The sequence below is a fragment of the Microcoleus sp. PH2017_08_TRC_O_A genome (assembly GCF_020738665.1).
Taxonomy (GTDB): Bacteria; Cyanobacteriota; Cyanobacteriia; order Cyanobacteriales; family Microcoleaceae; genus Microcoleus.
In genome coordinates this window covers 1-26,937 of the sequence record NZ_JAEQCE010000097.1, presented here as the reverse complement: position 1 = coordinate 26,937, position 26,937 = coordinate 1, and the positions used below count along the sequence as shown (strand labels likewise).

The window sequence follows — 26,937 nt, the reverse complement described above, 5'->3', positions numbered from 1 at the left end:
CTTCTTCCTTCTTCCTTCTTCCTTCTTCCTTCTTCCTTCTTCCTTCTTCCTTCTTCCTTCTTCCTTCTTCCTTCTTCCTTCTTCCTTCTTCCTTCTTCCCTCTTCCTTCAAAATTACCAAGGCGAACCAATCATTGTAAAAGCGGCCCAATAATACGGATGCGACAAATTTCGATCGCCCCTAGCCGTCAATTCCGCAGGCAAAGGCAGAGCTTGATTGTTGCCCGATCGCACCAAATAACCATCCTGCAACCGCACTTCCCCGCGCAACATCGCCAACTGCGCTTGCCGCAAAGCCTCAGCCTTAATCGGCGCCGTCCGCAACTGCTGGTAAAACTCGGTCATCAACCCCAAAGTTCCAGCATCTGACACATACCACAAACTCGCCAAAGCCGATTTTACCCCCGCGTGTACCGCCAATCCCGCAAACCCCAACTCAGCCTGTTCGTCTCCCACCGCCGTAGTGCACGCACTCAAAACCAACAACTCCACCTGTGGGTTAGATAACTTCAACTCTTCCAACTGATTTAACCGCAATTTAGTATCCCAAAACTGAATGTAAGAATTTTCTGCACCACCAGGCTGAAAATCGCCGTGAGTAGCTAAGTGAATAATTTTGTATTGGGATTGATTGCGTTTTTCCTTCAAATTTGCCAGCGTAAAACGTTCGTTGAGAAAAGACGCACCATGCCAAATCTTGCCCACAATTGTTGATATTTCGAGCGGCACCGCAGGTAAAGGATTTTGATCGTATTTTTCGGGAAATTTCGACGCACCCATCGCCAAAACTTCCGAATCCTTAACATCGGCATAGCGAGTATCAGTCAAACTCAAACTGGGAATCAGCCCCAAACTATACTTTTCTACCAAAAACTGTTTGCCGTCAAACAGAGCAGCTAAAGGTAAAGTTCGCAAACCGGCATCCATCGAAAACGCCAAGGTGTCAATTTTGTTAGCATCCAATTCCGCTTGCAGCGGTGCAATTAACCACTGGTAAAGTTCCTTGGCAGGTTGCTTGTAATCAGAACCAGTCAATGTTTTGGGAGTTCTGATAGCATTAGTGAATTCCTTAGCAACTTGCAGCACTGTTTCGCGACTTGCAGGCACGCTTTTAAACACATTTTTGCCGTCTGGCAATAACAACACAAGTTCTAAATTCTTGTCTTTCACCCAGACGTAAACGATCGCCGGTTTAACTCCCGTCAAGCGATTGACGCTGCTGAGAGTATCTCGGATACTTTGCTGCGTGATTGACTTTTGATCGAGATTTCCACCAAAGTAACGTTCAAATTCCCGGCCCTGAGCTCTATCCCTTTGCTGCACTGCGTCGATCGGACTTATTTGCGCGATCGAAGTCGATCGAGAAATCTCAGGCAGCCTCAAACTCGCGATACTGTCTGTATTGCCACTTCCAGGTTTTTGTGCAGTTGCTCCACCGCCGTTTTCTGTCGCACTAGACGCACCCACATTGTTTTTTAACACCGACTGCGACAGCAAAACAGAGCCGGCAGCAGTCTCGTTCGACCGTTCCTCAACAGGCACAGTAGCAGACCCTGAGGGTACATTTGCGGTACCGCTCTTGGGCGAAGACACGCTCGGAGTCTGAGTGACAATTTGTGGAGAATTGCCTGTATTTTTTAATCCCACAGTGGTAGTTGGTGCTGGACTCGGCAGGCTCAACAGGGGCGCGGTAGCAGTAGTTGAGGAGGTAGCGTTCGACTTCGAGTTTCCTGTCCCAACAGTCGTGGTTGTGCAGTTTCCCGACGGGCAAGTGCTTTGCAACAGCGTCAGCGAACCCGATCGCACCTGTCCGTCTGTAGAAATGCTAACGCTGGCGCGATCGCTCGTCGTTTCGCTTCCAGCAGCCCGGAACAATCCCCCAGCCTGGATTGCCACATCGCCGCCCGTATTTCCATTAGCTTTGATGGAAACAACTTCAACATCTTTCTGCCCGGTAATCTTGCTCGAACCGGCACTTCCCGACTGCGAACTAGAATTGATCACCCCTGTCACGATCCGGCCCGGCGCCACGATCGAGATATCTCCGCCACTTGAGGCACCGAAAGCATTGACATTGCCCACGACTACCGAGCCCGCGCTGCGGATGTTGATATTGCCCGCCGTCCCATTTGCCGATCGAGAGGAAACCGTACCAGCAGTCACATTACCTTGACTGCTAGTGATATTAATCCCTGCATTCGAGGTAACGTCTCCCACTGCCACACTACCGCCCATCAGAGCGATGCTAGCGTTATCAGTTCCCACGATCGCACCAGTTCCCACGATCGCACCAGATCCCAAGGGCGATCGAATCGTCGTCGGATCTTGAAATGTCACCGCCGGCGTTGAATTGGGCGTTGTGGTTGCTGGAGTAATCGCGATCGAGCCGCTACCGTCAGCACGCCCGATCGCGATTGAAGCAAACCCGTTTCGCAGCGAGTTGAATTCCGCAGCAGTCAAGTTCAAAGCCTCAGTCTCAGCAGCACCGGCGATCGTCATATTTTGAGCCGGATCGATTGGTTGCAGCACCAGATTGCCGTTGCTGGCGATCGAATTGTTGCCGCCCGTCAAGTCAATTTCGTTGCCTGTCAGAGTAATATTTCCACCTGTTTCCGAGCCGCCAGCTTCGATCGCGCTAACAGTGACTCCGCCGCGGCCAGTCAGCGTCACATTCCCCGCGCGATCGCCCCTAGTGTCGATCGCGCCAGCAGTCACCGTACCCTCGGCGGTAACGCTCACATCTCCCCCCGACGTGCGCGGCACTTTCGCAGAATTGACATTCGTGTTGATGCTGGGGGGACTTCCTGTGCGTAGCGCAGCCGTAGTCACATTGCCGGTTGTGCTATTGATGCGAATTTCCTGATTGTTGGTAGTGATATTTCCGATGCGGATATTGCCCTCAGCTTTCAGAGTAATTGAGGCATTGTCTGCCCCTGTCAGGGAACTTGTGCTCGTAATTGTTCCCAAACCCGTCGGCGATTGAATAATTAGCGGATCGTAAAATGTGAAATTATTAGCAATCAGAATCGAACCGCTACCGTTGCTGCGGCCGATCGTAATTCCAGCAAACCCATTTTGCAAATTTTCGAGCTCGTTTGCTGTCAGATTCAAATAAGTATTAGTCCCGACATCTCCAGAACCAGCGATCGCAATATTTTGACCGAGATTCCAAGGTTGGAGTACCAAAAAGCCCGTCCCGCTGACCGAATTTTTGTCCCCTTTCAAATTAATTTCATTACCAGTTAAAGTAATGTTTCCCGAACCACCGGCGATCGAACTAACTCCTAGAATATTCCGAGCCGTCAAAGTTACATTTGCCGACGATTTAGAACCGCTAGCATCAAGTTTTTGGGCTGTGACGTTCAGGCCTTCGAGCAAAATATTGCCACTTGTGCCGCCGCTGGAATTCGATGCCGAAACATTGGCTGCAACGGTTGTCCCCGGACTAATTAAACTAATATTTCCGCCGTTGCTGGACAAATTGCCCGCAGTAATTTGACTTCCCTCCAGGGCGATCGCGCCTCCGCGAGTGCTAATTGTATCTCCAGCATTCATCGAAAAAACACCCGCACCATTGCGATCGGCATCTGCTCTCAATGTCACGGATCCAGTAGTTGCGGCAAAGCTCAACTTATTATCCGCCAAATCAGCAATTTTAATATCATTCAGGGCTTCGAGAACCACATTGGTTGTCCCCGAAATACTTTCCAAAGCTCTTCTTGAAATAGTCAGGGAAGAATCGGAATTGTTTGCCTGCCCTGGTGAAGGCGTTTGTGTTGCCAAAATATTACTGTTAGCAATAACTGCCGCATCCCCCGCAGCTTCTGAGGAATCTGTAATTAAAATATTTTCAGGATCGAACAGCAAAGTCCCCAAACCGTTTGTCCCGGAAGTATCGACAGTGCCGTTAAACATCAATCTTTGCTTCCCCGAAATTTCCACAAACCCGCCAACACCGCTGCTGTTCGATTCAGAAACGCCCGTTGCGCTGATGCGGCCCAAAAATGCTGTTGTGTTGTCCGCCCAGACAAAAACTCTGCCGCCATTACCCGATCGAGTGGCGTTGGCTGCGATCGAACTTTTGCCATCCACGTAAGTCATTCTGGCATTCGGCACAGTTCCCTCGCCTCGGTAATCTCCCCCGATCCGCACCGTTCCCCCGCCGTCGGGCCCAGAAGCCTCAATCTTCGCGGACAACAGCCCTACCTTGTCGCCCAACACGTTGACAGTACCTCCCGCGCCCCCCCTGGCAGACACGTCCGCAGCACCCGATACCAAAGCAGTTCCAGCACCTGCCGCTACTGTTTGGCCGCCCGTAAGTACGACTTCACCGCGATCGTTCGTAGTTATACCAGTAGCGCTAGCCACGCCGGAACCCGAGAGTAGCTTTGGCAAACTCAGAGGAGAAAACGGCAGAGCTTCCGAACCAGCCACTCCCGCAGCCGGAGCAACTTCTAAACTCAGCAAAAGTCCGTTTTGACTCAACCGCACCAGATTTTGGCCCGGGACAGCCGCCACCGTAATTTGACCGCCTGGCGCTGAAAGTCTCCCCGTACTGATGACAGTACCGCCCAGCAAAGTCAAACTCTGCCCGTTTTCCACAGCCAAGTCACCGGCATTGACAATACTCCCCGGCTGTGCGCCAAAAGCAAAAGTATTCGGTGCTCCCACTAGGCCCGCGTAGTTATTCGCCCCCGTACCGTTGAACCAGCCGCTGTCAAAACCGATACTGCTAGCGGTGGTAGCCAGAAAAGACCCTGGTACGTCTAGTCGCGCATTACTGCCAAAAATAATCCCTGCCGGGTTCATCAGGTACAAATTAGAATTGCCACCGCTAACTTGAATTAGACCGTTAATTAAGGAAGCGTCGCCGCCGACAACGCGGCCGAGGATATTTTTAATGTTTGGGTTGGAGATGAAATTGGCAGTTTCGCCAGAATTTAAACCAAATCGAGTAAAACTGTGGAACAGATTTGCTCCGTCTCTGGAACTTGTGCCACCTGTAATATCGTAGCGAGAGGGCGACGCACCGGGCGTGGTGATGGTGGTTCCGGTGCCGTCTGGGGCTGCCATAATTGGCTCGGCCGCAGCAATTTGAGATTGGCGATAAATTGCCACAATCACCCATCCGCTGCTATCTTCTTTGAAGAAAACCAGGTTGGGGAAAAAATCTAATATCAAAAATCCAGCCAGGGGAATTGCTGCCAGAATCGATCGCACAGCAGATTGAGCTTTCATAAAATTTGCCTCGATCTAGACCTGAATTCAAGTTTTAAATGGAGATTTTAGGTAAAAAACAGTCGATCGCACCCTCATGCTGACAATTCCTAACCCTAACTCTCGATCGCCAATTCCCAATTTCAAGTCTAATTTTAATTGTGTCACCAACATAGCAAATACGGACAGTAAGTGTCGAAACACCGTTGAGTTTAAACAGAGAAAATTATGAGCGATCGAATTGTCCGCACGATCGGCTTAACTGGGGGCATCGCCACCGGGAAAACCGCTATATCTAATTATCTGGCATATACCTATGGATTTCCGATTTTAGATGCCGATATTTACGCCCGCGAAGCTGTGCACCCAGGTTCGCCAATACTAGACTCTATTGTAGAACGATACGGCGCCGTTATTTTGCTCCCCGACGGCAATTTAAACCGCCCCGAGTTAGGAAATATTATTTTTTGTAACGCAGCCGAACGGCAGTGGTTAGATCAACAGATTCACCCTTATGTGCGCCGCCGGTTAGTGGAGGAAACTCAAAGCTACATTGCTGCCTTAAATCTGGTATCCCCAGACACAGATGAATTAGGTACAAAAACTCAAGAAAGCGGGTTTTGGGAAGGCGATCGAGAACTAGAACCAAGTGTGGTTGAAAAAAAACCAGGTTTCTGCGCCCAGACTGACAGGTTGACTTTGGTATTGGTAGTGCCGCTGCTGTTTGAAGCTAACATGACTGACTTGTGTACCGAAATTTGGGTGGTGTACTGTTCGCCCGAAGTGCAGTTACAACGGCTGATGCACCGAGACGGCTTGAGTTGCGATCGAGCTAATGCACGGATTAACGCCCAGATGCCGCTAGCTAACAAGTGCCAACAAGCTGATGTTGTTTTGGATAACTCGTCAACCCTCGACTCTCTATTCCTATACATAGATTCGCAAATCAGATCGTAGCCTATGTTACGCGCGACATTCTGATGTGGCATTAGCTTGTCTTCGATCCGAAGCTGCATCTCGATATCAATAAATTATGAAGTTAATCTGAAAACTCGTAAATATCTACAATTTCAGGAATCTGATTCAACAACATATAAATATATAGAGTGCCCAAGCCGCGCCCAGGATACTGTGTTTTTGTGTCTTTAATCCGAGGCTGCATCTCCATATCAATAAATTATGAAGTTAATCTGAAGACTCGTAAATATTTATAACTTACGGTTTCGTTTCCTGGTTGCAAGAGTGTCGCAAAAAGATGGGAAGCCTTGACTGCTGGTGGTTTTCGGCAATTAGTAGGTAACTTGAACTTACAACTGAAACAGTGAGAGAAACGAGGGGTTTTACCCCGTTTGACTAAAATTCAAAAAAATGTATGGGTCATCAATTACCAATTGATGATTTCGCGGCAATTCAATTTTTTTTTTACCTGTTTTTGCCCTGATAGCAGAGTACAGGCTGCGTATCAAGAAATAGAAAATACGACACGGAACTCTATGATGCGCCTTTACTCTTCCATGCTGATGTCAACCCTGCTACTGAGTAGCACAGCAGTTAACGCTCAAAGCTTAGAAACCCGATCGACCTTTTTCTCTCAAGACAAACCTGCTCCCGAAATTATGACCGTCCAAGCCAACGCTCAGATATTTTACGCAGATAACGATAAAGATACCTTGCCCGAACGAGGCAGCGGGAGATAAACCCAAACAATGGATGTTTTTGCTAAACAAAGCAAAATAAATCGGCCGATTACTTTGAGTATTTTTCCCTACTCTGTCGAGGGAGATAAATAAGTAATGAGGGCATTCTTAAACGAAGAGTTAAACGCAATTACTTCCAGATTGGCTGAAGCGATGTTGGATCGGGGAGCAAAAATCTCTGAAAAAAAAACACAACACAATGAATACTACCATCAAGTTAATTTGTTTGAGTACGCTATTAGTTAGCGCTCTTGTGATTCCTCAAAAACTAGCAAACTTTTCAATTGCAGAACATCAGTTCAATAAATCGCAACAACTGCTATTAGCAGCTAAAGATACCAAAAACGATGCACAAAGGTGTAGAACCTCGCCGTCTCCGGGATGTTCTCGCCGAGACTCGCACGCGATCGCAGAAACCAGACTTTTTGAGTCTTGAGACTTTCTCGACTGATGCTGATACCGTCAGTCAACCCAATCAAAATCAAAAATGGTACGATCGATTCATATCAAATCCGGTAGCATCGTCCTGTATTCAGATCTCTATTCTCTCCCTCTGTGTCCTCTGTGTTCTCTGCGGTTAAATAATTTCCATGCAACCAGACATGATATCACCCTAAAATTTCAGGTTTTAGATCAAAAAAAATAGGTAAAGCGCTAGTAGGAATCTGGCGCTTTACCTAGTAGATATTCCACGGTTTTGAAGCTCTACTCTTCCGCAGCTTCGCCGCCAACCACGACATCCCGGATCCGCAAACTCGGGCCGCCGCAGCCCACGGGTAAACCGCTTTGTCCTCCCTTCCCGCAGCCGCCGGATTCATCCCAGTAGAAATCGTCGCCGATCGCCTCAATATCCGCTAAAGTGCTGAAAACATTACCCGAAAGAGTTACATCCCGCACCGGATTGTCGAGTTTGCCATCGCGAATCATCCAAGCTTCGCCGGCGCTGAAAGTAAACATTTCGCCGTTAGTCATGCCGCCTTGCCAATTGCGCGCGAAAACACCCTCTTTGATACCAGAAAATAAATCCGCAACCGGCGTATCGCCCCGTTCGATCCAAGTATTCGTCATGCGGACGATCGGCGGATAGTGATAATTTAAACAGCGAGCATTGCCCGTAGGCGTTTCTCCCAACTTACCCGCAGTTTCCCGCGAGTGCAGCCGCCCAACTAAAGCGCCGTCTTTAATTAACTGAGTCGTAGTCGCCGGAGTCCCTTCATCGTCATAGAAATAGCTGCCCCGGTGTCCCTGTGGCGCAGCACCGTCGAAAATTTGCAAGTTTTTCGGGCCGAACTGGCGGCCGAGGGTCATAATTTCCAAGATGTCGGGATTTTCGTAGGCCATGTCAGCTTCTGAAAGGTGTCCGAAGGCTTCGTGGACGAACAATCCGCTAAGTATTGGGTCGATGACGACGGTGTAGGTGTTGCCTTGGACGGGGGGCAAGGCTAGGGAGTCTACCGCGCGCTGGGCGGCACTGCGAACTTGGGTATCAAGTTCGGTTAAATCTTCGTAAGCTTTCCGCGAACCAGTGGTTTCGCGGCCGGTTTGTACGGTTTCCCCGCTGCGGGCTGTGGCGGCAAACCGCATTTCCATGTCTGCCCAACCTTGTTCGAGCATCGTGCCTTCGGAGGTGGCGAGGATCGTGCGCTGGGTGCTGTCGCCGTAACGCACGGAGATGGTGGCGATGCGGGGGTCTATGCTGCGTAGGATGGCTGCGTAGCGATCGCACAATTGCTTTTTCTCAATTAGCGGCACCAGACGGGGGTCTGTTCCTGTCAAAGGCAGGAAGCAAATGTCTTGTACTGGCGTAACTGGCGCGAGAATCGTTTCTTCTTCGCCGATCAGTTTGGCTGCGGCGATGGCTTCTTCGATTCTTTCGGCGAGGGTGGAAAGTCGGTTAAAACTGGCAAAGCCCCAGCCGCCTTTGTGACAAGCTCGGACTTGGCCGCCAATTGAGACTCCTTCGCTGAGGGTTTCAATTTTTTCGCCCCGCAGCAGGATGTCTGTGCCTTCGGCTTCTTCGAGTCGAATTGCTAGATAATCTACTTGGTTGCGGTAGCGTGCCATTAACTCTGACAACAGATTTTTCGAGTCGGCGATCGAGGTGGGCATAAGGAAAGCACGGTGTTTAACTGCATCCATTTTGCACTTTTGCCGGGGCGATCGGGTGGGTTCGTCAAAAATATCGCCCGCAGCGCGGAGATTGCGACTTAATTTGTACGGTTCTGCCAATAACGATAGTTGACAAATGTGGATATCCTGTGAGTTAGGAGCAAAGCGCAAGAAATTATGCGGGATTTTTGGGTTCTGCTGGTGCTTGAATTTTTACTCCTGAACATTCCTATAAATAAATACTTCATCCTTCATACCTGGTGAAGGTGGGTTTATACCTACTGTGAATACTTACTTTTTACCGACAATCAGCGAGATTTTAGCCTCCGAGGCCTTAGAAAATGACCTCAGTCTGTTTGATGTGAAGTTGGCTGGAGAAAACAACCGCCCGAAGTGTCCTGGGAGTCGTGCGGCTTCCCGGCCCAAAGCTGAACAGGAATGGTACGGGGCGATCGCAACTTTGAATCAAATGCTCGCGAAGCAAACACACTGTCTCTCCCCATCCCCCATCCCCAATTCCTGTCAGGGATTGATTTTGTCGGGCCCATCTTCGGTTTTGACTGAGCCGGTGGTGGCTTCGGGCTTTGCTAATTGGATTTTTACCAGTATTCCTGACAACGATGCAGCTTTGTGGTCTTTTCGTGCTAGACAAACTTTAGCTTTGCTACCGGCCGCTGACAAGCAAAGATCCGTGCCTGCGACGGCCCCGACTTTGGCTTTGGCGATCGGCGATCCTTTGGCGAACGAACAATTTTGTGTGGTTTTAACGGCTAGTTTTAGTCTGGTGATGGTTTTGGGTGAAAATGCTGCGGGAATGCCGGCTTTTCTATTTTCCTTCGATCCCCAAGTCGTCGCCAAAGCTTGGGAAGTTTTGCGGCGGCGCGTGACTGAAAGTGAATGTTTGCTTGCTAATTCTGACGGCCGATTCAATTTGCCATCGCACCAATTAACTCCTAATTCTACTCACGATTCTACTCATAAATTAGATGCGCTATTCCAGCAGTTTTTGCCTGTTGCTCCCAAATATCAAACAGTCGCGCTGTTCACCAGCTTGTTGTTAAATAATTTGCCTGTTGGGAAAGAGGAAGCAGGCAGGCTCAAGGATGAAAGAGTTGAGGATAGCCTGAAAGGTAGGCAAGATATCAAGTGCAAGTCTGCAATTCCTCACGCTACTAAAGAGGTGGAGTTGCTACAGGCGATCGCCCACGAAGTCCGCACTCCTTTGGCCACCATCCGCACCCTGACTCGGTTGCTGCTGAAACGCCCCAAACTCGATCCAGTGGTGGTGAAGCGTTTGGAAACCATCGATGCTGAGTGTACCGCTCAGATCGATCGCTTCGGTTTAATTTTCCGCGCCGTGGAAATGGAAATGTCGCAAGCTAAAAATTCCGCATTGCAGCTAACAGCCATGTCCCTCGGTGAAGTGCTCCAAAATAGCATTCCTCGCTGGCAAAAACAAGCGATTCAGCGCAACCACACTTTAGAAGTGATTGTGCCCCAAAAATTGCCGGCGGTAGTCAGCGATCCGACGATGTTGGATCAGGTGTTAACTAATTTGATTGAGAATTTTACTCGAACTTTGCGATCGGGAAGTCGCATTCAGGTAGAGGTGACGTTGGCAGGGAGTCAATTAAAATTGCAGTTAGAATCGGAACACTTACCTGAAGGTAACGGCGTATCGACTTTTGGAGGATCGGCGAATGCTCCTTTGCGATCGATCGGGCCTTTGCTCATGGTACAGCCGGAGACAGGAAGTTTGAGCTTAAATTTGAGCGTCACTAAGAATTTATTTCGCGCTGCTGGCGGCAAGCTGGTAATTCGCCAGCGCCCCCAAAAGGGTGAGGTGATGACCGTATTTTTGCCGCTGCAATAGTTACAGCTAGAGCACAAGGCATTTCAAACAAGCGGTAGCACGATCGCAAATTCTGTTCCTTCTGCCAATACCGAATCACAATTGATACTCCCCAGCCCACTCCGGGACGGGGATTTTTGAAGAGTCCAGATGCGAACTTTTAAAGGCGAAATCAAAGCGCCCCTACTGACTCCTTTTAGGCATAGCCCTAAAGTTGCCGCTACTTTTCGCAAAATGTTCGCAGCGCCATTGCAGTCTGCATTAATTTTGCTTCCATCTTTTGACCGATATAATCCACGATTAACGCGCTTTCCAGATTCTTTCCACCCTTCAGTTTTTTCACCGAACTTAGGCAATTCATCCGAATCTAAAAAACTTGCCTTACTTGTATAGCTTTCTTCTGTTTCAACAAACTGAATACCATACTGTTCACAAAGCTGGAAAATCCTATCTTTCAACCGAGCGGTAGGGATTTGCACAAAACTTTGATTGGTTTTGCTACCAAGATTTATTTCTTGACGCATCCCCTTGTTCCAGCCGAAAACGATTGTGCCTATTTGATTTTCGAGACAGTGGCTTAATACTAATCTAGCCGCTTTATTGACTGCATCTCTGACCTGCCTGTTTCGCTTTTCTGTAAGGAGCGCCAATCTCTTAGACCAAAAACCTTGAGGTCTATGCTCTTTAATCGCTGCAACCCGCTTGTTATACCATTGATTTAATGATTTTAAATGCCGTCCATCTACAATAAAACTTGTTCCCGCATTGGAAACACAAGTTAACCAATTATTTAACCCTGGATCGATACCCAGAGCTTTGTTTGTATCTAATTTAATCGCTGTTGACTGAAGCTGGTAGACAAACTCGGCATAAAATTCGCCATTTCTTGGCAAAATGCGAATCTCTCTAATTGTTTTGTAGTCTAGGTTAGACGGCATTGGCAAATAAAATTCACCAATCCCAAACCACAATTTAACCTTACTACCTAATGGGAACCTTAATTGCCCATTCTTTAGCTTTACATCTGCTTTTGGGAAGGTCACAAGTTTTAAGCTGTTTTTGCGATACTTCGGTAGTTTAGGATGTTGCGTTACTGTACCACTTTTGATTCCCTTCAGCAATCCAATATATGACTTGAAAGATTCCGCAACACTGGTCAACGTCTGTTGGGCAACATGGGAATACAGCGCTTTAAAGTGCAGATTTTCTTTGAATAATTTGTGCAAGTCATACTTGCCCGGAATCTTCCCGGTTTTGAAATACAATTGCCGACAGTAGTAAGTCCCAGAGTTGGCTAGCTTGTTTGACTCTTCGCATACAAACTCTAGAACGCTTCTTAACTCTCGATTTGGGCTAATTAAATTTTGCTGGCAGCCATAATTAGACATTTTTTTGAGTCTCAATGTACTGTTTAATTACTGTAATGGGCGCACCGCCAACAGTTGCAATGAAGTAGCTATTAGTCCATAACGTTGGTAATCGACTTTTTAAACAAGGAAATTCTTGACGGAGGTATCTAGAGGATCGTCCTTTCATGTATCTGATTAGTTTGGCAATCCCAAACTGAGGATCGCACTCGATTAAGAGGTGAACATGATCTGGCATTACTTCCATTTCTATCAATTCACTATTAAACTCAGTCGCAACTTCTAACAATATTTCTTTTAGTCGGGCATCGACACCTTCAATTAAAACTTTGCGACGATATTTTGGACACCACACAATATGGTATTTACACGAGTAGACGACATTTTTGTTGGATTTGTAATTAACGCTCATATTATAGTTATACAGCATTAACCTGTATATGGTGCAAATCTTGCATTAAGATTTATTAAATACGCTTAGGCGGTTGAAACCGCCGCCGACTTATCCCCGTGTCGTTAGCCAGGGGCTGGCGTCTCGTTCTTCGGTCAAACTTCCAAGGAGAGACAACCCACTATCGCTACTGTGCCGGCAATTTCTACAAGAAAAGGAACGAGCAGAGCGGTTCGGAGAGGAACTTGGCTGAAAATTCGCGAGAGAGGTAATACCATTTTAGATTTTAGATTTTAGATTTTAGATGTGGGAAAATATTATAAATTTTTAATTCCCGATCGCTGTTTTTCTAAATACTCATATAGTAATCTCCTGCCCCATCGAACTCACTAGCCGATTTGGTTTTTGTGGCCATATTTTTGTCCTAGTTTCAGAGGGTATTGTCGAGAGCATCCTGTTTTTGTAGGGGCTCTCGCATTCGCGCTAAAAATCTTTCGTATAGTCGATAGGATACAGGCGCGAATGCGAGAGCCCTTGCGGATATATTTGCACAATCGGGATGCTCCCGGTATTGTCCGAGACTTGCAGAATTTTACCAGATTCTCAACGGGGTGAAAGAGCGGGTCATTGTATGGATTTGGAGATTCTACGGCATTCTACTACTTTATTTAAGGAATTTGATTACTTTGAAGTTACAGTGGGCGATCGCAAAAGTAACGTATTTCTGTTATTGTTCGCGCTCGTCTCGAAATCTCAAAGCCTTGCCACACAGTCATCATGCGCCCAAGATTGACTTATTATAATCTATCGCAACTGCCAATACATCCGTTAGATCTAAATTGCTCGTTGCCGAACTTCCTTTTTCCTTGTGCGATAAGAACGATCGCCCTTTTAGCAAATTCTATATTCACTGTCAACCAGCACGGTTGAGCTAGCCCGATCGGGTTAGCTCAAATGAGTGTCACTCAAAAAAGTGACTGGTAACTAACTTGTACCCCCGGTTATCAATAGATATAGCGAGGGAAAAGCAAAAAACAAAACTTTTGTGCTCGCACAACCTACTTAGATAAACACATGGAAATTTCAACTTTTGAACTCTTGGCAAAGCCCATCGCACCTCCAGTGCCCACCGCACCAGAACTCACTCCAGTGCTTCGGCGGGTCGTTCAAGGATACTTTCTCACCATCTCTAATCTCGAAGCGATCGACTTGCGATATCGGATTGAGTTTGCCGTTAGTTTGCCCGTACCGCCAGATCCTAATAAAATCCCGATCGACGGCGTTAACGTTCGCTTAATTATTGACGTTGAAGGCGCTAACACCTTTATACCTCTGACTCAGATCGGATCTAGCAACATATATCGCGGGTTTTTCAGAATACCTGCTGGCAAAACTGCATCTGTTGAATTGTTACCTCTTGTGCCAGCAGTTCTCACTTCGGGTAGCCTAGAAGTACGGGGATATGTCTCGCTGTTTTTGCAGCCCCGCCGCTTCTTTCCAGGCCCCGTACCTCCAACCAAACAAGGAGCCAGAGTGTTGCTGAATCCAGAAATTCGGGGTACTTTTTTGCCGAATGGTTTTCCAGGTGTGGTTGGGGATCTAGACTTCGATCAAATTAATTACACTCTGGCGATCGCTAGCGGAAAAGCATTGAATGTGCTTCCTCCGGCAATCTCTGGGCCAATTATTATCGATCCACCAATCATACTGCCGGTTTTGGAAGAGTTGCGCGATGGTAATTTGGAGTTAGCTAGTTCAGACGCAGACAATTCAGAAAAAGCTCAAATGCTAGTACAACTTCTGGCGGAACTTGAACCAAATGAGGCCAATTTGAAGGCGCTAAATACCGTGATGAACAAGTTCGATATTCCCGTTAAAATGTCTCACTGCTAGAAAAGAAGGGAATTATCCACCAACTCTATAGGGTGGGAAATACCTAAAATCTCTGGTATAGCAGTTCTCAAGTAGGTGAGGTACGTTGTTGGGCTTGGGCCCTCTTACCATAGGTTATACGGTAAGCTCGCAGACACGCCAACAACTCAGATCGCAGTCATACCTCACCTATCTGAGAAAGGCTATAGCCTTTCTCAAAAAGATGAGGTATGAATGACAGCTTATATAAGCACTAAACCTATAGGGCTCGCATCCCAACAACGTACCTTACCTATCTGAGAAAGGCTATATGTAGGGTGCGCTCCCGCCGCGCACCTTGCCGCTAGTTTGTAGTGAGGACTTCAGTCCTCACTACAAACGTTAAAAATCTAAAATGGTATGAGGATTATTCGGATGCAACCAGTATTTAAGTTTCAGCCAATTTCTTTTAGTTGGGTAGCGGTTCACCCCCAGCCAAAAGGTGTCATTCAATTTATAGGTGGCACTTTTTTTGGCACTTTTCCTACTGTATTTTATCGAGATTTCTTAAAAAAGTTGTTTGCAGATGGCTATACAATTGTTGCTTTGCCGTTTAGGTTTAGTTTTCGCCACTGGCCGATCGCAGTTAGTTTATTGCAAGAACAGGAGATACTTAGGAAAGAACTAACGGAAGTTGCGAAAAAATTGGGTTGGGAGTCGGATATTTATCAAGAGCGATCGAGCTATTTTTGGGTGGGTCACAGTTTGGGATGCAAGTACATCGCTCTTTTAGAGTTTTTAAGCGATGCCAATTGGCAAAATATTGCGAATCAATGTTATGGCCAAGATGAAAACCGACAGATTCAAAAGTTAATCTACAATAGCAGTATCGAGACACCTTCAATTAAAGGTCAACCCTCTTTATTAATTGCTCCCGATATCAGCAACACCGAGAGTGCAATTCCGATTCGAGCCCTCGCAGTGCTGTTAGACAAACTAGGTTTGGGAGTGCGGCCGACAAGAGCAGAAACTCAGTGTTTTATTGCTAGCAGTTCTTTGTTTAATTTAACTGCACTGATTTCGTTCGATCGAGATGACATAGCAGGCTCAGTTAGGGATATTGACAAAAGTTTGGAAGTACAAAAAAACAGCGATGTGCTGTGGTTGGTTGAACAGTTGAAAGCTAGAGATTTACCAGTTTTAACTCGGGAAATAGAAGGCACTCATTTATCCCCTATCGCTATCGAAACTGGCAATTATATTGTTGGGTTAAATCATTTTAATGCCTTCATCAAGCCGATTAAATACCGATTGCTTGAAGCTGAATGCGTTAAATTTTTAAGCGCTTTGAAGCTCAAGTCCGCACCCAAGGTCGATCGATAATATCACATCCGATTGCGCGATCGAGCGACTGGGCACAATGTAATATTTTTTACACCGGAAGCTCGATCGCAAATTCTGTCCCTTCACCCAGCACAGAATGGCAGATTAACTTGCCGCTGTGGGTTTCTTCTACGATAGACTTAGCGATCGCCAATCCCAATCCCGTCCCCTTGCCAACCTCTTTCGTAGTAAACAGATGGTCGAATATCCGCGATTTTACTGACTTTGGCATACCAAAGCCGTTGTCTTTGATACTAATTTCTACGGTAGAAAGGTCGATCGACATTTGAGTAGAAATAATAATTCGCTCAGGATCGGCTTCTAATTCCGCATAGGTTCGCCCAACGCACGCTGCATCCAAAGCATCGATCGCATTGGCGAGAATATTCATAAACACCTGATTTAATTGTCCGGGAAAACAATTAATTTCTGGCACATCGCCGTAGTTAGCAATCACTTCAATAGCTGGACGCAGATTATTTGCCTTGAGGCGATGGCGCAAGATCAGCACTGTGCTGTCAATACCTTCAGCCAGGTTAAATTTCTGCTTTTTATCGCTGTCGGCGCGGGAAAAAGTGCGGAGGCTTTGACTAATAGATACGATGCGATCGCCCCCATCCTTCATGGATTTAACCAGTTTGGGCAAATCTTCCCGCAGATATTCTAGATCGATCGTGTCTAGAGATGCCTCAATTGTCGGGCCGGGTTCGGGGAACCGTTGGCGATATAGATCGATCAAATCAAATAGATCGTTAATGCTATCTTCCACAGCACTGACATTACCTACGACACAAGCAATGGGATTGTTAATTTCATGAGCAACACCCGCCACCAGTTGTCCCAGAGTGGAGAGTTTTTCTTGCTGCACCAATTGCAATTGGACTTTCTCCAACTCATCGGTACGTTGTGCCACTCGTTGTTCTAAGGTGTCGGCTAGTTGCTTTAGACGCCAGTGAACTTTCACCCTTGCTAATACTTCCTGGGGTTCAAAAGGTTTGGTAATGTAGTCCACCGCCCCCAAGGATAAGCCTTGGATTTTATTCTCCGTATCTGCCAAAGCCGTCATAAAAATTATGGGGATACCTTGAGTAGCGGGGTCTGATTGGAGGCGGCGACAGGCTTCAAAACCGTCCATTTTGGGCATTTGCACGTCGAGTAAAATTAGGTCTGGGTGAGCATAGGCCACCATAGCTAGGGCTTCTTCGCCATCCACTGCCATGCGAATTTTGTAGTTGGCGGATTTCAAGGTTTTGGAGAGGATAGACAAGTTGGTGGGATTGTCATCCACAATCAAAATAAAGGAATTGCTTGAGTCAATCATAGTTTCTAATACTACACATTAAGCGAGATACTGCTGAATAAATGCCCGTAGTTGTTTGATCTCGCACGCCTCGGCCATCTGGATAAGTTCTCGGACAAAAGCGGCATTATCCCCATCGGAAATTTGCTGGGCGACTTCCATCACTCCCTCTAAATCGCCCATTTTGGCTAGTTGAGCAAGTTGGGTCAAAATGGCGTCAGATGGCGGCTTAATTTCTTGAGCTACATCCAACTCCCAAAGTTGCTCGTCTTTGGGATCCTGATAAATCCACTCTAACTTTAAATACTTTTGCACTTGTTCTAGCAATATTTCAGCTTGGATGGGTTTGGGTAAGAAATTATTGCCCCCCGCTTTAATGCTATTGAGGCGATCGATCTCAAAGACACTGGCTGAAGAAACCAGCACAATGTGATGTTGTAGTTCTGGATGCGATCGCAATGAGTGCAAAAACTCAAACCCGTCCATGACTGGCATGGATAGATCGGTAATAATCAAATCCGGTGCAGTCTGTAAAACTTGCTGGAGTCCTTCTTGTCCGTCGCTAGCTTCAATAATTTTAAAACCAATTGGTTCCAAAAGATTCAGCAATACCGAACGATTTTCCCAGCGGTCATCGATCAATAAAATTTTGCGTCTTTTCCCAGCATAGCCTAGGATAGTTCTCTGAGAAACAACTCTCGAATCCGCAGCCCAATCCTTCTCTTCGGGCAATTCTACTTCAAAGGAGAAGGTGCTACCTTCCCCGGAAATACTTTCGACTTTAATTTCACTACCCATCAAGGAGACAATTTTATGGCTAATTGCTAGTCCTAATCCAGTACCTTCGGATTGTTTTTTGATATCACCTACCTGTTCAAATGGCTGGAATATCTGCTCTAGTTGTTGCGGGGTAATTCCGACTCCGGTATCTTTTACTGAGAAACGGAGAGTGCAAAAATCCGGTCGATCCGTTGTTTCAACTCTCTCAACTAAGAAGGTCACGCTGCCTTGATTCGTGAATTTAATGGCATTACTCAACAGATTAATTAGTACCTGACGCAAACGCTTTTCATCCGCCAGGACTCCCATAGGTAAGTTATCATCTGGGAGAAAGTCGAAGGTAATTCCTTTTTGTTGCGCTCGAATACTGTTGATTTCTACAACGCTTTGGAGAAAGGAAGGAAAGTAGAAGGAGGCGGGATAGATTTCTAGTTTACCTGCTTCGATTTTAGAGAGGTCAAGGATATCGTTAATTAGGGTGAGCAGGTGGGAGCCGCACTGGTAGATGATGTTAACGCCGTTACTTCCTTTCGAGGTGAGGGGTTCGCTGCGTTGCAGAATCTGAGCGTAGCCGAGGATGCCGTTAAGGGGTGTGCGGAGTTCGTGGCTCATATTGGCGAGAAATTCGCTTTTGGCGGCGTTGGCGTTGTCGGCTAATTCCTTTGCTTGTTGAAGTTCTAGGGTACGTTCGGCAACGCGAGCTTCGAGGACTGTGAAGGAGGTTTTGAGTTGCGCTGCCATTTGGTTGAACGATCGCGCTAACCCTGCTAATTCTTTGATATCGTTAATTTCGACTGTGCGATCGAGTTCACCCGTGGCAATGGCTTCACTGGCTTGTTGCAATTTCAGAATCGGATCGGCAATCCATTGGGAAGTATATATACCGAGAACGGTTGCCAAAACCAACGCACCCAAACAGAGGATAATTGTGGTGCGAGTGTTGGCATTGATTTGTGCCATGAAAGTTGATTCAGGGACTACAATGACGCCGATCCAATCGATACCTCGTTTGTCGTTAATAGTTGAAATTTGAATAAACTGACGTTGGTTTCCCAGCATAAAATCAAGCTGCTGACTTTCGGCAATGTTGTTAAAAGTGCCAAGTCGTTCGAGGATTGCTTGGGCTGTTTGACGCATTACATAATTTTCAGACTTGACGGCAGGAATTTGTTGTAATTCATTTTTTTTGCGATCTATAATATAAGGCTCTTCGATCGTGGAACTTGCAATCAGGTTGCCCGATCGATCGATGATAAACGTTTGTCCTGTTTGATTCACCTGTAGATTGTTGAGAAAGCTATGAATCTTGCTAATCCGAAAAATATTGTTTTGAACTCCTAATAAATTTCCATCGCTGTTGTAGATCGGCTGGGTTAGAGCAATTGTCGCCTTCTTCGTCGTCTGGCCCAAGTAGGGCTGAGATGTCCAGATTGGTTTTCCGGCTTTCAGTGCAGCTAAATACCAGGATCGAGTCCGAGCGTCAAACATTGGTTGAGTTTCTATCAACCTAGTCCGTTGACCTCGATCGCCCAGACTGTAGATTTGACGCTGAGGCAGATTCGCTTTGTCACCAACCCGAGAAACGATGCCATCCTTTAATGTATCCTCTAAGGTAATACTTGTGCCATCAGTTAAAGCAATTTGCATGAATTCGACAGTATCTTGGCTGACCAACCGCCAAAAAGTCCGTTCTAGTTTGGTGACATCTGTTAAATCTAACCGCCCTTCTTGACCCGCGGCCACGATCGTTTGCCCTACAATATAAGGCTTGTCTAGATAAGCCAGGACTTGCAGGTTGAGGCGATCGCTAATCTCTTGACGCAACTGACTGGAAACATCATTTACTGCTTGCTGTCCGTTACGCAGCGACAGATAACCAGTCAGTCCGACTGCGGCAAAGATTTGCAAGACAAACGGAACTACGAGTACAAGTCGTAAAGGTAGAGTTTTAGCGGGATTCGCGTTAGATTTCATCATAGGTAAGTCGATTTTAGATTTATTGCCGCATTGAATCTGCGAGGTTTGGTGCATCTGGCGCAAGGCGAATATATCCGTAGGGGCGAAGCATGACCGCAATCAATATGAGATTATAACTAATAACTTATATGCGGTCATGCTTCGCCCTCTTCCTTGCGCCAGATGCACCCGGGAGGTTGAGCTTTGGTCTCCAGGTTTTATGTTCACAGGCGATCGTACCCTGACCTTTGCCACCAATGGTTCGATCGCTATTCCCTATTTTAAGCTGCGATCGCAAGCCATTTTATTAACTTTTACCATAAAATTAAAATCAGACTATTCATTACTCCAATCCTCGGACTTAAGGGTAGAGGTCGCTCTCAAACTGTCAACTGTCAACTGTCAACTGTCAACTGTTGAAATATGGCCTTTAATTGGGAGCGAGATTACAAACTCAGTACCTTCACTTAGAGTTGATGCCACCTCGATAGTCCCCCCGTGTTTTTCTTCTACGATCTGTCGGGCGATCGCCAATCCTAACCCAGTGCCTTTTCCCACACGTTTCGTGGTAAATAAATGATCGAAAATGTGGGATTTTACTTCTGACGACATTCCTTTTCCGTTATCCGCGATCCTCACTTTTACACCTTCACTTTCCAGGTTCGTCCGAATCTCGATCCGATTGGGATGAGCTTTAATCTCAGCAAAACTGCGTCCTGAATTAGATTCATCTAGCGCATCGATCGCATTCGCCAAAATATTCATAAATACCTGATTGAGTTGTCCGGGGAAACAGGTAATTCCCGGAATTTTGCCATATTCGGTGACAACTTCAATGGCGGGACGATGTTCGTTGGCTTTGAGACGATGGCGCAGAATTAGGACTGTGCTATCGATGCCTTCGTGGAGGTTGAATAACTGCTTAGTGTCGCTATCGTTACGGGAGAAAGTGCGGAGACTTTTGCTAATCGATGTAATGCGATCGGCCCCATCTTTCATCGCCTTGATTAATTTTGGTAAATCTTCCCGTAAATATTCCAGATCGATCGCTTCTAATTCGTCTTCAATTTCCGTATCGGGTGTAGGAAACTTTTTCTGATAGAGATCGATAAGTCCAAATAAGTCGTTAAGAGCATCCTGTACCGCACCGACATTACCGACAATGCAGCCCACGGGATTATTAATTTCGTGGGCAACACCGGCAACTAAATTACCCAAGGCTGACATCTTTTCACTTTGAACCATATGTAATTGAGCTTGCTGCAATTCTTGTAAAGCCTGTTCTAAGGCGTGGGTTTTTTGTTGAATAATGGTTTCTGCATTTTTGCGATCGCTAATATCTCGCACAATACCTTGGAGTCCTATAGCATGACCTTCAGTATCTTTGATGGGAGTCATGTTTAGTGTTACCCACAGATAGCTGCCGTCTTGGCATAGGTGACGAAATTCTATATCTTGCTGGTTCGTGCCTTGCTCAAGCGCAACTTTAGCCGGTGCCAGCGCCATTTCTAAGTCATCGGGATGAATTAAATATGTTAAGGATTTTCCAACCCAATCAGACGGGGGGAATCCAAACATCGTCTCAAATTGGGGAGAAAGGTAGGTAAAGATGCCATCTGCCTGGGCAGACCAAATCATGTCATTTGCCCCTTCCACCAATCTTCGGAATTTAGCCTCACTCTCAGCCAGGGCAGCTTCAGCGTGTTTGCGATCGCTAATATCTCGGAAAATTACTAGCGCATGACGCTTGCCGTTGTAGTCACAGGAAGTTGCTTTAATCTCAATGTCAAAAATTGTGCCATCTTTGCGGATACATCGCCCACGATGATTAAAAATCTGCCCGCCTCGGACAGTCTCAATAAATTTGGCAAATATGGAAAGTTCTTCAGCTATCACAAAATCTGGCGGAGATAAAGCCAGAAACTCTGCCTCAGAATAGCCAAATATTTTACATACAGTTGGGTTGATCGCAATTGTGATACCTGTCTCTAGATCGACAATTGAGAGTCCATCTGTGACTGATTCAAAAATGCTGCGATACTGTTTTTCTTGTTGAGCTAATTTATCGGATTTCTCTTTTTCTCGCTGATATAGCTTGGCATTTTCGATGGAAATAGCGGCTTGAGTGCAGAGAAAGTTAAGAGTCAGGATGCGATCGCGCGTAAACGCACCACTGGTTCTTTTATTCTTCAAATATACAATGCCACGTAATTGACTTTGATGCAAAACAGGCAGACACAAAATGCTCTTGGGCTGTCGCTGGAGTAAATACTCGTCAATCACTGGCAAATCAGTCTTGAGATTGTCGATGACAACCACTTCCTGCGTGTTTTTGACATACTGAATCAGTTTTATCGGCAGAGCCTCATGCCCCTCCAGGGGAGCAGCGCTAATATCGATTTCATCGAGAGTTGCGATGACTTGGACATACCATTCCCCAGCTTCATTGGGCACTATCATCACGAAGCGTTCAGCCCCAGAGTTTTGTAAAATGATTTGGCTGAGTTGATGCAGGAGCTGCTCCAGTTGAATGGTTTCAGAGAGGCTTTGAAAGGCTTTGAGGAGCGTGGCAAAATCCAGAGCGGTGTTAATGCTCGTGCTTGAAGACTGGGTAGGATTGGTAGAGGTGTTAATAGAGGAATGAGGCGCAAGAGCAGTAATTGTTGTCAGTGTTTCCAAGATAGTTAGAGATTCGGTACCTGCATAGAGAATGGGGCGCAGTAAATTGGGATAACGATTTTCTAAGTCATCGGTTTTGGCTTTGGCTCCCCAACGGGCATAGCAGTAGTAAGCTTCTTGCATATAGCCGGAGGCGACTTTTTCTTTGCCCCAATCTAGATAGAATTTGGCTGCAAGTTCGTTGGCGAGGGCTTCTTCTTGAATGTATTTGTTGGCTTTAGCGCCAGAAATGGCAAGATCGTATAGATCGATCGCTTCTATTCTTTCACCCAGCACTCGCCGATACTCCGCTGCCACCAGATCGTATTTATGTTGGAAGTTCATCGGAGCTTGGCTAGCCCTTTGTTCAAGCTGTGTGAGTTTGCTCTGAATGCGATCGCCCAATGCAGATTTTTCTGCTGGCTGCGTGCTGGGTTCAAGAGCCAAATCTGCTAGCACCGCATAAAATTCGGTGACAATAGCAACAAGCTGAGTCCGCGTAATCGGATCGCAGCGATCTAGTAGGGAAGCAATGCGTTGAGCGGTGTGATAATCACCAAAAAGATAGCTATAAACGAGCTGATTGTGAATGTAATAAATAAAGACAGGAATTCCCGGATTCATCTGTTCCCAATCGCTCGGGAAACTGGGTGCAGGAATTTTCCCTTCTAAGCTCAAGATACCCTGGTGATTAGCTTGATGGATGGCGAAACCAATGCCAGCTTCTCCGATTTGCCCCATCCACTGGCTATACTTTTCCATTTCAACATGGACTGTTGCTAAATTGTTTCCAGCTAAATAAGCCAGATTACAGTAGTTAAAAGCACTATAAGTGGCGTGTTCATAATCACCAGTTTCTATAGCCAGGGTGTAAGTTTGTTGCAATTTTTCTACAATCTGATGTGCTGAAAAATGCCAATGTTGAGTAAAAAGATTGACTAAGAATGTGGTCATGGCCGCCAGTTCGCGGGCTTCGTATCGATCGATAAGTTGGAGTGCTAATTGTCCAAATTCATAGGCAGCGGTTTTATCTCCTAACATTCCACCCACTAACATCGCGTAGTTTGCATAACCATGAGTATGAGGAGCAGCATGACCATTGTCTAATCCAAGTTTGGTTTGTGCTAATACTAGCAGGGGGAACAACATCGGATCGCCTAAAAAGGCGGCGGGAGAAATTCTCAGTAATAGATAGCTGGCTGCCAGTTTGTAGGGATCGTCAATCGCTGGAGATTCTAATAAGTCCTCGATCGAGCGATCGGCAAGTTTAGCTTGTACTTCCTGCAAGCCCATGATGATATCCTGGGGCTGGGGCTGGGACGGAAAGGTGATGCCTAATGTCTCTAAGAGCGATCGCCCGAGAGCAATTGCTTCGGAAAAGCGACTTTGAAGTTTCAAGCCCTGCAAGCGAATGTCCTGCATCGGTAGGGCTGTTAAGAAATCAGGGCTGTGTTGGAGTGCAGTGTCAATGCACCGATCCATCAACTCGAATTGACTGCACAGACAGGCGGCTTGGGCAAGGCCTTGATGCAGCTTGCGAGTCAAGGTATCCTGTCGATGCCAGCAGTCGGGTGGCAACAATTCGATGCCGGTGCGACAATAATCTACGGCAGCTTCGTAAGCAGTAGAGGCGATCGCTTTGTCACCTGCTTCTAGATTCAGTTGAGCCAACAGTAATTGTTCCGATAATTGGTTAATTAATGCTCTTCCCAAATTCAGTTGATTCACTAACAAAAATACTTGCTTTGCCCTGTTTGCAGATAAACTTTTAGCTAACAGTAATCTGCCAATTTTGAGGTGAATTTGGGATTTTTGATACTCAGGAATGAGAGAATAGGCAGCTTGTTGGATGCGATCGTGGAGAAATCTGTAGAGTGCAATCTGTGAATTTTCGACTAAATCCTGGGTTTCTCGTTGGATATAAAACTTGTAAACTTCACTTTGAGGTAGAATCAAGCCTTCTTGCAAAGCTTGCCACAATGTTGTTGACGTTTCCGTCTCAGATTGCTCAAAGGCGATCGCCAGCGTCTTCAAATCGAATTCGTTGCCAATACAAGCAGCCAGTTTCAACACCGCTTGTGTTTCCAGTGGCAGTTTCTGCAACTGCAACGCCATAAACTCCACCACATCATCCGTGAGTGCCGCCTCCCGCACCCGGACAATATCGCATTCCCAATGTCCGACTTGGCTGTCAAACTTAATCAACTCATCCTGATGGAGTGCCTTGAGAAACTGAGTGGCAAAAAATGGATTTCCTTGGGTTTTTTGTGCAATCAATGCCGTCAACGGTTGCGCTAACGCCGTATCACAGTTGAGCGTATCTGCAACTAATTGATTCAAACTAGATTGGCTTAATGGCTTTAGGGCGATCGTACTCACGATTGCCTCAGTTTTGCTCACTGCATCCAAGGTCAGCATTAACGGATGGGCTCCGGAAACTTCATTGTCCCGGTATGCTCCAATCAGCAGCAAATAGCCTGTTTCCGATGCCATTAACAGTTGCATCAAATTCAGTGAAGCGGAATCTGCCCACTGCAAATCATCCAAAAAGATAACTAAGGGATGTTCTGGTTTTGTGAAGACTTGAAGAAACTTTTCAAACAATGAATTGAATCGATTTTGGGCGGCTGTTCCCGACAGTTTAGTGGCAACAGATTGTGTGCCGATAATTCGTTCCAGTTCAGGAATTACTTCAACAATTACCTGCCCATTTTCGCCAACCGCTTCTAGAATCTGTGTTTTCCAGGTTTGTAGTTGGGTGTCCGACTCGGAAAGCAGTTGCCCCATCAGATCGCGGAAGGCTTGCACAAAGGCAGAAAAGGGAATATTGCGATTAAACTGGTCAAATTTCCCTTTAATAAAATAACCCCGTTGCCGGACAATGGGTTTGTGAACTTCATTCACAACAGCCGTTTTGCCAATGCCAGAAAATCCAGAAACCAGGATCAATTCACCCCCCCTTTGTCTACCGTTGCTAAGGGTGGATGACAGGGGAGTCGCTACTCGATCGAATGCTGCTAATAGTTTTTGAACTTCGATTTCCCTGCCGTAGAGTTTTTCAGGAATCAGGAAGCGATCGCAAATATCCCGTTGTCCCAATTCAAAATGCTCAATTTTACCAGTTGCTTGGAGTTGAGCAAAACAAGTTTCTAGATCGTGTTTTAATCCTAATGCACTTTGATAGCGTTCTTCTGCATTTTTCGCCATCAACTTCATGACAATATTAGCAATTGCCTGCGGAATATCTACACTTTTAATTGTTGATTGTGGATTTGTTTCTTGTCGAAGAGATGGCGGTTGTTTGGCAATATGATAGTGAACTAACTCCATCGGATCTTGGGATTGAAACGGCAAATTTCCTGTCAGCAGTTCGTAAAAAGTAACTCCGAGGGAATAAAAGTCGGTTCGGTAGTCAACGCCTCGGTTCATTCGTCCTGTTTGTTCGGGAGAAATATAGGCGATGGTTCCTTCTAAAACGTTGGGATTATAATAAATTTCTTGCGTTTCTCGTGGCAGTAAAGAAGCGATGGAGAAGTCGATTAGTTTGATTTGCTTGGTTTGCGGATTAATCAGAATATTAGCTGGTTTAATATCTTTGTGAATGATGCAGTGGTTCCCAAGTATATCTAATGTATTGCTTAGGGCGATCGCTATTTGGAAAAACTCAACGAGAGATTTTACTGTTTTGCCTTTTCCAGTCCACTCTTTTAGAGAAATTCCCCCGAAGTCTTCGACAATCAGCGCATAGCCGTTGCGGTAGGGTTCCAAGCTGTAGGTTTGGATGATTCCGGGCAAGTTGAGGTTTTTGGCGATCGTGTACTGATTGCGAAATTGGACGAGTTCGCTGAAGCTGGGATACTCGCTATGCAAGACTTTGATGGCAACGGGCTGTTTGTCGTCTGTGCGGAAACCTCGATAAACTACGGTGCGAGTGCCTGAGTAAATGCGATCGATAATTTGATAGCCAGTTAGTTCTATCATAACGATAGTTATTTTTTTATTATTTTTGATCTAACTATTATAATCTAGTAATTATCCAATAATGCCAGTAAAAATACTTAAGAAAATAACAAAAAGGATACCCAGTAATACCAATTTAATGTGAAGTTGCACATATCTCGATCCCCCTAAATCCCCCTTAATAAGCTATGCTTTATAAACATCTTTCTTAACAATAAATTTGACAAAAATCAACATCTGTGCTGTTAAACGATCGGGCGATCGCCCAGGAATGAGATTAAAATGATCGATCAATGGGTAAGGGAAGAATTAGAAAAGACTCAATTGGGAGATGCAAGAAGAACAAATAGATTCATGAAAATTGTTTCTAACTTGAGTGATAAACCAACATCCAGTGTACCTGAAGCTAGTGGTACA

Annotated in this window: 15 protein-coding genes; 7 read left to right on the top strand and 8 right to left on the bottom strand. The window is 46.0% G+C overall.

Translation table 11 applies throughout. The features are described 5' to 3' along the window. Positions 1–113: 113 nt before the first annotated feature. Positions 114–5,237: a CHAT domain-containing protein gene (locus JGK22_RS27130; protein WP_293314163.1), complete on the bottom strand. Its 5,124-nt coding sequence runs from the start codon at positions 5,235–5,237 to the stop codon at positions 114–116. Positions 5,238–5,264: 27 nt separating this feature from the next. Beyond that, positions 5,265–5,390 carry a hypothetical protein gene (locus JGK22_RS27125; protein ID WP_293243448.1) on the bottom strand — a complete coding sequence of 42 codons (126 nt, stop codon included), beginning with the start codon at positions 5,388–5,390 and terminating at the stop codon, positions 5,265–5,267. Between the two features lie 54 nt (positions 5,391–5,444). On the opposite strand from JGK22_RS27125, the gene coaE reads away from it, so the two are divergent. From coaE to JGK22_RS27110, 3 genes are all read left to right on the top strand, one after another. Further along, positions 5,445–6,173 carry a dephospho-CoA kinase gene (gene coaE, locus JGK22_RS27120; protein ID WP_293270402.1) on the top strand — a complete coding sequence of 243 codons (729 nt, stop codon included), beginning with the start codon at positions 5,445–5,447 and terminating at the stop codon, positions 6,171–6,173. Positions 6,174–6,709: 536 nt separating this feature from the next. Next, positions 6,710–6,913, top strand: a complete 204-nt coding sequence (locus JGK22_RS27115; RefSeq protein WP_293185738.1) for a hypothetical protein — start codon at positions 6,710–6,712, stop codon at positions 6,911–6,913. A gap of 199 nt (positions 6,914–7,112) precedes the next feature. Beyond that, positions 7,113–7,349, top strand: a complete 237-nt coding sequence (locus JGK22_RS27110) for a hypothetical protein (RefSeq protein WP_293185737.1) — start codon at positions 7,113–7,115, stop codon at positions 7,347–7,349. 269 nt (positions 7,350–7,618) lie between these two features. On the opposite strand, the gene JGK22_RS27105 is transcribed toward JGK22_RS27110, so the two are convergent. After that, positions 7,619–9,022 (bottom strand): TldD/PmbA family protein, encoded by a 1,404-nt coding sequence (locus JGK22_RS27105; RefSeq protein ID WP_293193339.1) that lies wholly within the window; start codon positions 9,020–9,022, stop codon positions 7,619–7,621. A 283-nt stretch (positions 9,023–9,305) separates the two neighbouring features. Between JGK22_RS27105 and JGK22_RS27100 the strand changes: the two genes are divergently transcribed. Beyond that, a complete protein-coding gene (locus tag JGK22_RS27100; protein ID WP_293314161.1) occupies positions 9,306–10,895 on the top strand; it encodes a HAMP domain-containing sensor histidine kinase in 1,590 nt (529 codons plus the stop codon). A gap of 23 nt (positions 10,896–10,918) precedes the next feature. On the opposite strand, the gene JGK22_RS27095 is transcribed toward JGK22_RS27100, so the two are convergent. Both JGK22_RS27095 and tnpA read right to left on the bottom strand, forming a co-directional pair. Beyond that, entirely contained in the window at positions 10,919–12,262 is a 1,344-nt protein-coding gene (locus tag JGK22_RS27095) for a transposase (RefSeq protein ID WP_293185734.1), read from the bottom strand. Then, complete coding sequence (tnpA, locus tag JGK22_RS27090) at positions 12,255–12,653, bottom strand: IS200/IS605 family transposase (RefSeq protein ID WP_293185733.1); 399 nt, start codon at positions 12,651–12,653, stop codon at positions 12,255–12,257. Before tnpA ends, JGK22_RS27095 begins: the two co-directional genes overlap by 8 nt. A gap of 1,053 nt (positions 12,654–13,706) precedes the next feature. On the opposite strand from tnpA, the gene JGK22_RS27085 reads away from it, so the two are divergent. Continuing rightward, positions 13,707–14,525: a hypothetical protein gene (locus tag JGK22_RS27085; protein ID WP_293198601.1), complete on the top strand. Its 819-nt coding sequence runs from the start codon at positions 13,707–13,709 to the stop codon at positions 14,523–14,525. Positions 14,526–14,918: 393 nt separating this feature from the next. After that, positions 14,919–15,866 (top strand): DUF1350 family protein, encoded by a 948-nt coding sequence (locus tag JGK22_RS27080; RefSeq protein ID WP_293185731.1) that lies wholly within the window; start codon positions 14,919–14,921, stop codon positions 15,864–15,866. A gap of 49 nt (positions 15,867–15,915) precedes the next feature. Here JGK22_RS27080 and JGK22_RS27075 read toward each other — a convergent pair whose 3' ends face one another. From JGK22_RS27075 to JGK22_RS27065, 3 genes are all read right to left on the bottom strand, one after another. Beyond that, positions 15,916–17,187, bottom strand: coding sequence for a response regulator (locus tag JGK22_RS27075; RefSeq protein ID WP_293231844.1), 1,272 nt, complete (start codon positions 17,185–17,187; stop codon positions 15,916–15,918). A gap of 18 nt (positions 17,188–17,205) precedes the next feature. Beyond that, complete coding sequence (locus JGK22_RS27070) at positions 17,206–19,923, bottom strand: ATP-binding protein (protein ID WP_293220476.1); 2,718 nt, start codon at positions 19,921–19,923, stop codon at positions 17,206–17,208. 381 nt (positions 19,924–20,304) lie between these two features. Beyond that, positions 20,305–26,541, bottom strand: coding sequence for a PAS domain S-box protein (locus JGK22_RS27065; protein ID WP_293208145.1), 6,237 nt, complete (start codon positions 26,539–26,541; stop codon positions 20,305–20,307). Positions 26,542–26,802: 261 nt separating this feature from the next. Here JGK22_RS27065 and JGK22_RS33350 point away from each other — a divergent pair. Beyond that, positions 26,803–26,937, top strand: a 135-nt coding sequence (locus JGK22_RS33350) for a transposase DNA-binding-containing protein (RefSeq protein WP_363319234.1), incomplete at its 3' end; no start/stop codon positions are given.

What these genes read in the sequence shown, in the direction of transcription:
- JGK22_RS27075 (WP_293231844.1), bottom strand. Translation starts at nt 17,187, where the DNA reads ATGATTGACTCAAGCAATTCCTTTATTTTGATTGTGGATGACAATCCC.
- JGK22_RS27085 (WP_293198601.1), top strand. Translation starts at nt 13,707, where the DNA reads ATGGAAATTTCAACTTTTGAACTCTTGGCAAAGCCCATCGCACCTCCA.
- JGK22_RS27080 (WP_293185731.1), top strand. Translation starts at nt 14,919, where the DNA reads ATGCAACCAGTATTTAAGTTTCAGCCAATTTCTTTTAGTTGGGTAGCG.
- JGK22_RS27130 (WP_293314163.1), bottom strand. Translation starts at nt 5,237, where the DNA reads ATGAAAGCTCAATCTGCTGTGCGATCGATTCTGGCAGCAATTCCCCTG.
- JGK22_RS27065 (WP_293208145.1), bottom strand. Translation starts at nt 26,541, where the DNA reads ATGATAGAACTAACTGGCTATCAAATTATCGATCGCATTTACTCAGGC.
- coaE (WP_293270402.1), top strand. Translation starts at nt 5,445, where the DNA reads ATGAGCGATCGAATTGTCCGCACGATCGGCTTAACTGGGGGCATCGCC.
- JGK22_RS27115 (WP_293185738.1), top strand. Translation starts at nt 6,710, where the DNA reads ATGATGCGCCTTTACTCTTCCATGCTGATGTCAACCCTGCTACTGAGT.
- tnpA (WP_293185733.1), bottom strand. Translation starts at nt 12,653, where the DNA reads ATGAGCGTTAATTACAAATCCAACAAAAATGTCGTCTACTCGTGTAAA.
- JGK22_RS27070 (WP_293220476.1), bottom strand. Translation starts at nt 19,923, where the DNA reads ATGATGAAATCTAACGCGAATCCCGCTAAAACTCTACCTTTACGACTT.
- JGK22_RS27110 (WP_293185737.1), top strand. Translation starts at nt 7,113, where the DNA reads ATGAATACTACCATCAAGTTAATTTGTTTGAGTACGCTATTAGTTAGC.
- JGK22_RS27095 (WP_293185734.1), bottom strand. Translation starts at nt 12,262, where the DNA reads ATGTCTAATTATGGCTGCCAGCAAAATTTAATTAGCCCAAATCGAGAG.
- JGK22_RS27105 (WP_293193339.1), bottom strand. Translation starts at nt 9,022, where the DNA reads ATGCCCACCTCGATCGCCGACTCGAAAAATCTGTTGTCAGAGTTAATG.
- JGK22_RS27125 (WP_293243448.1), bottom strand. Translation starts at nt 5,390, where the DNA reads ATGTTGGTGACACAATTAAAATTAGACTTGAAATTGGGAATTGGCGAT.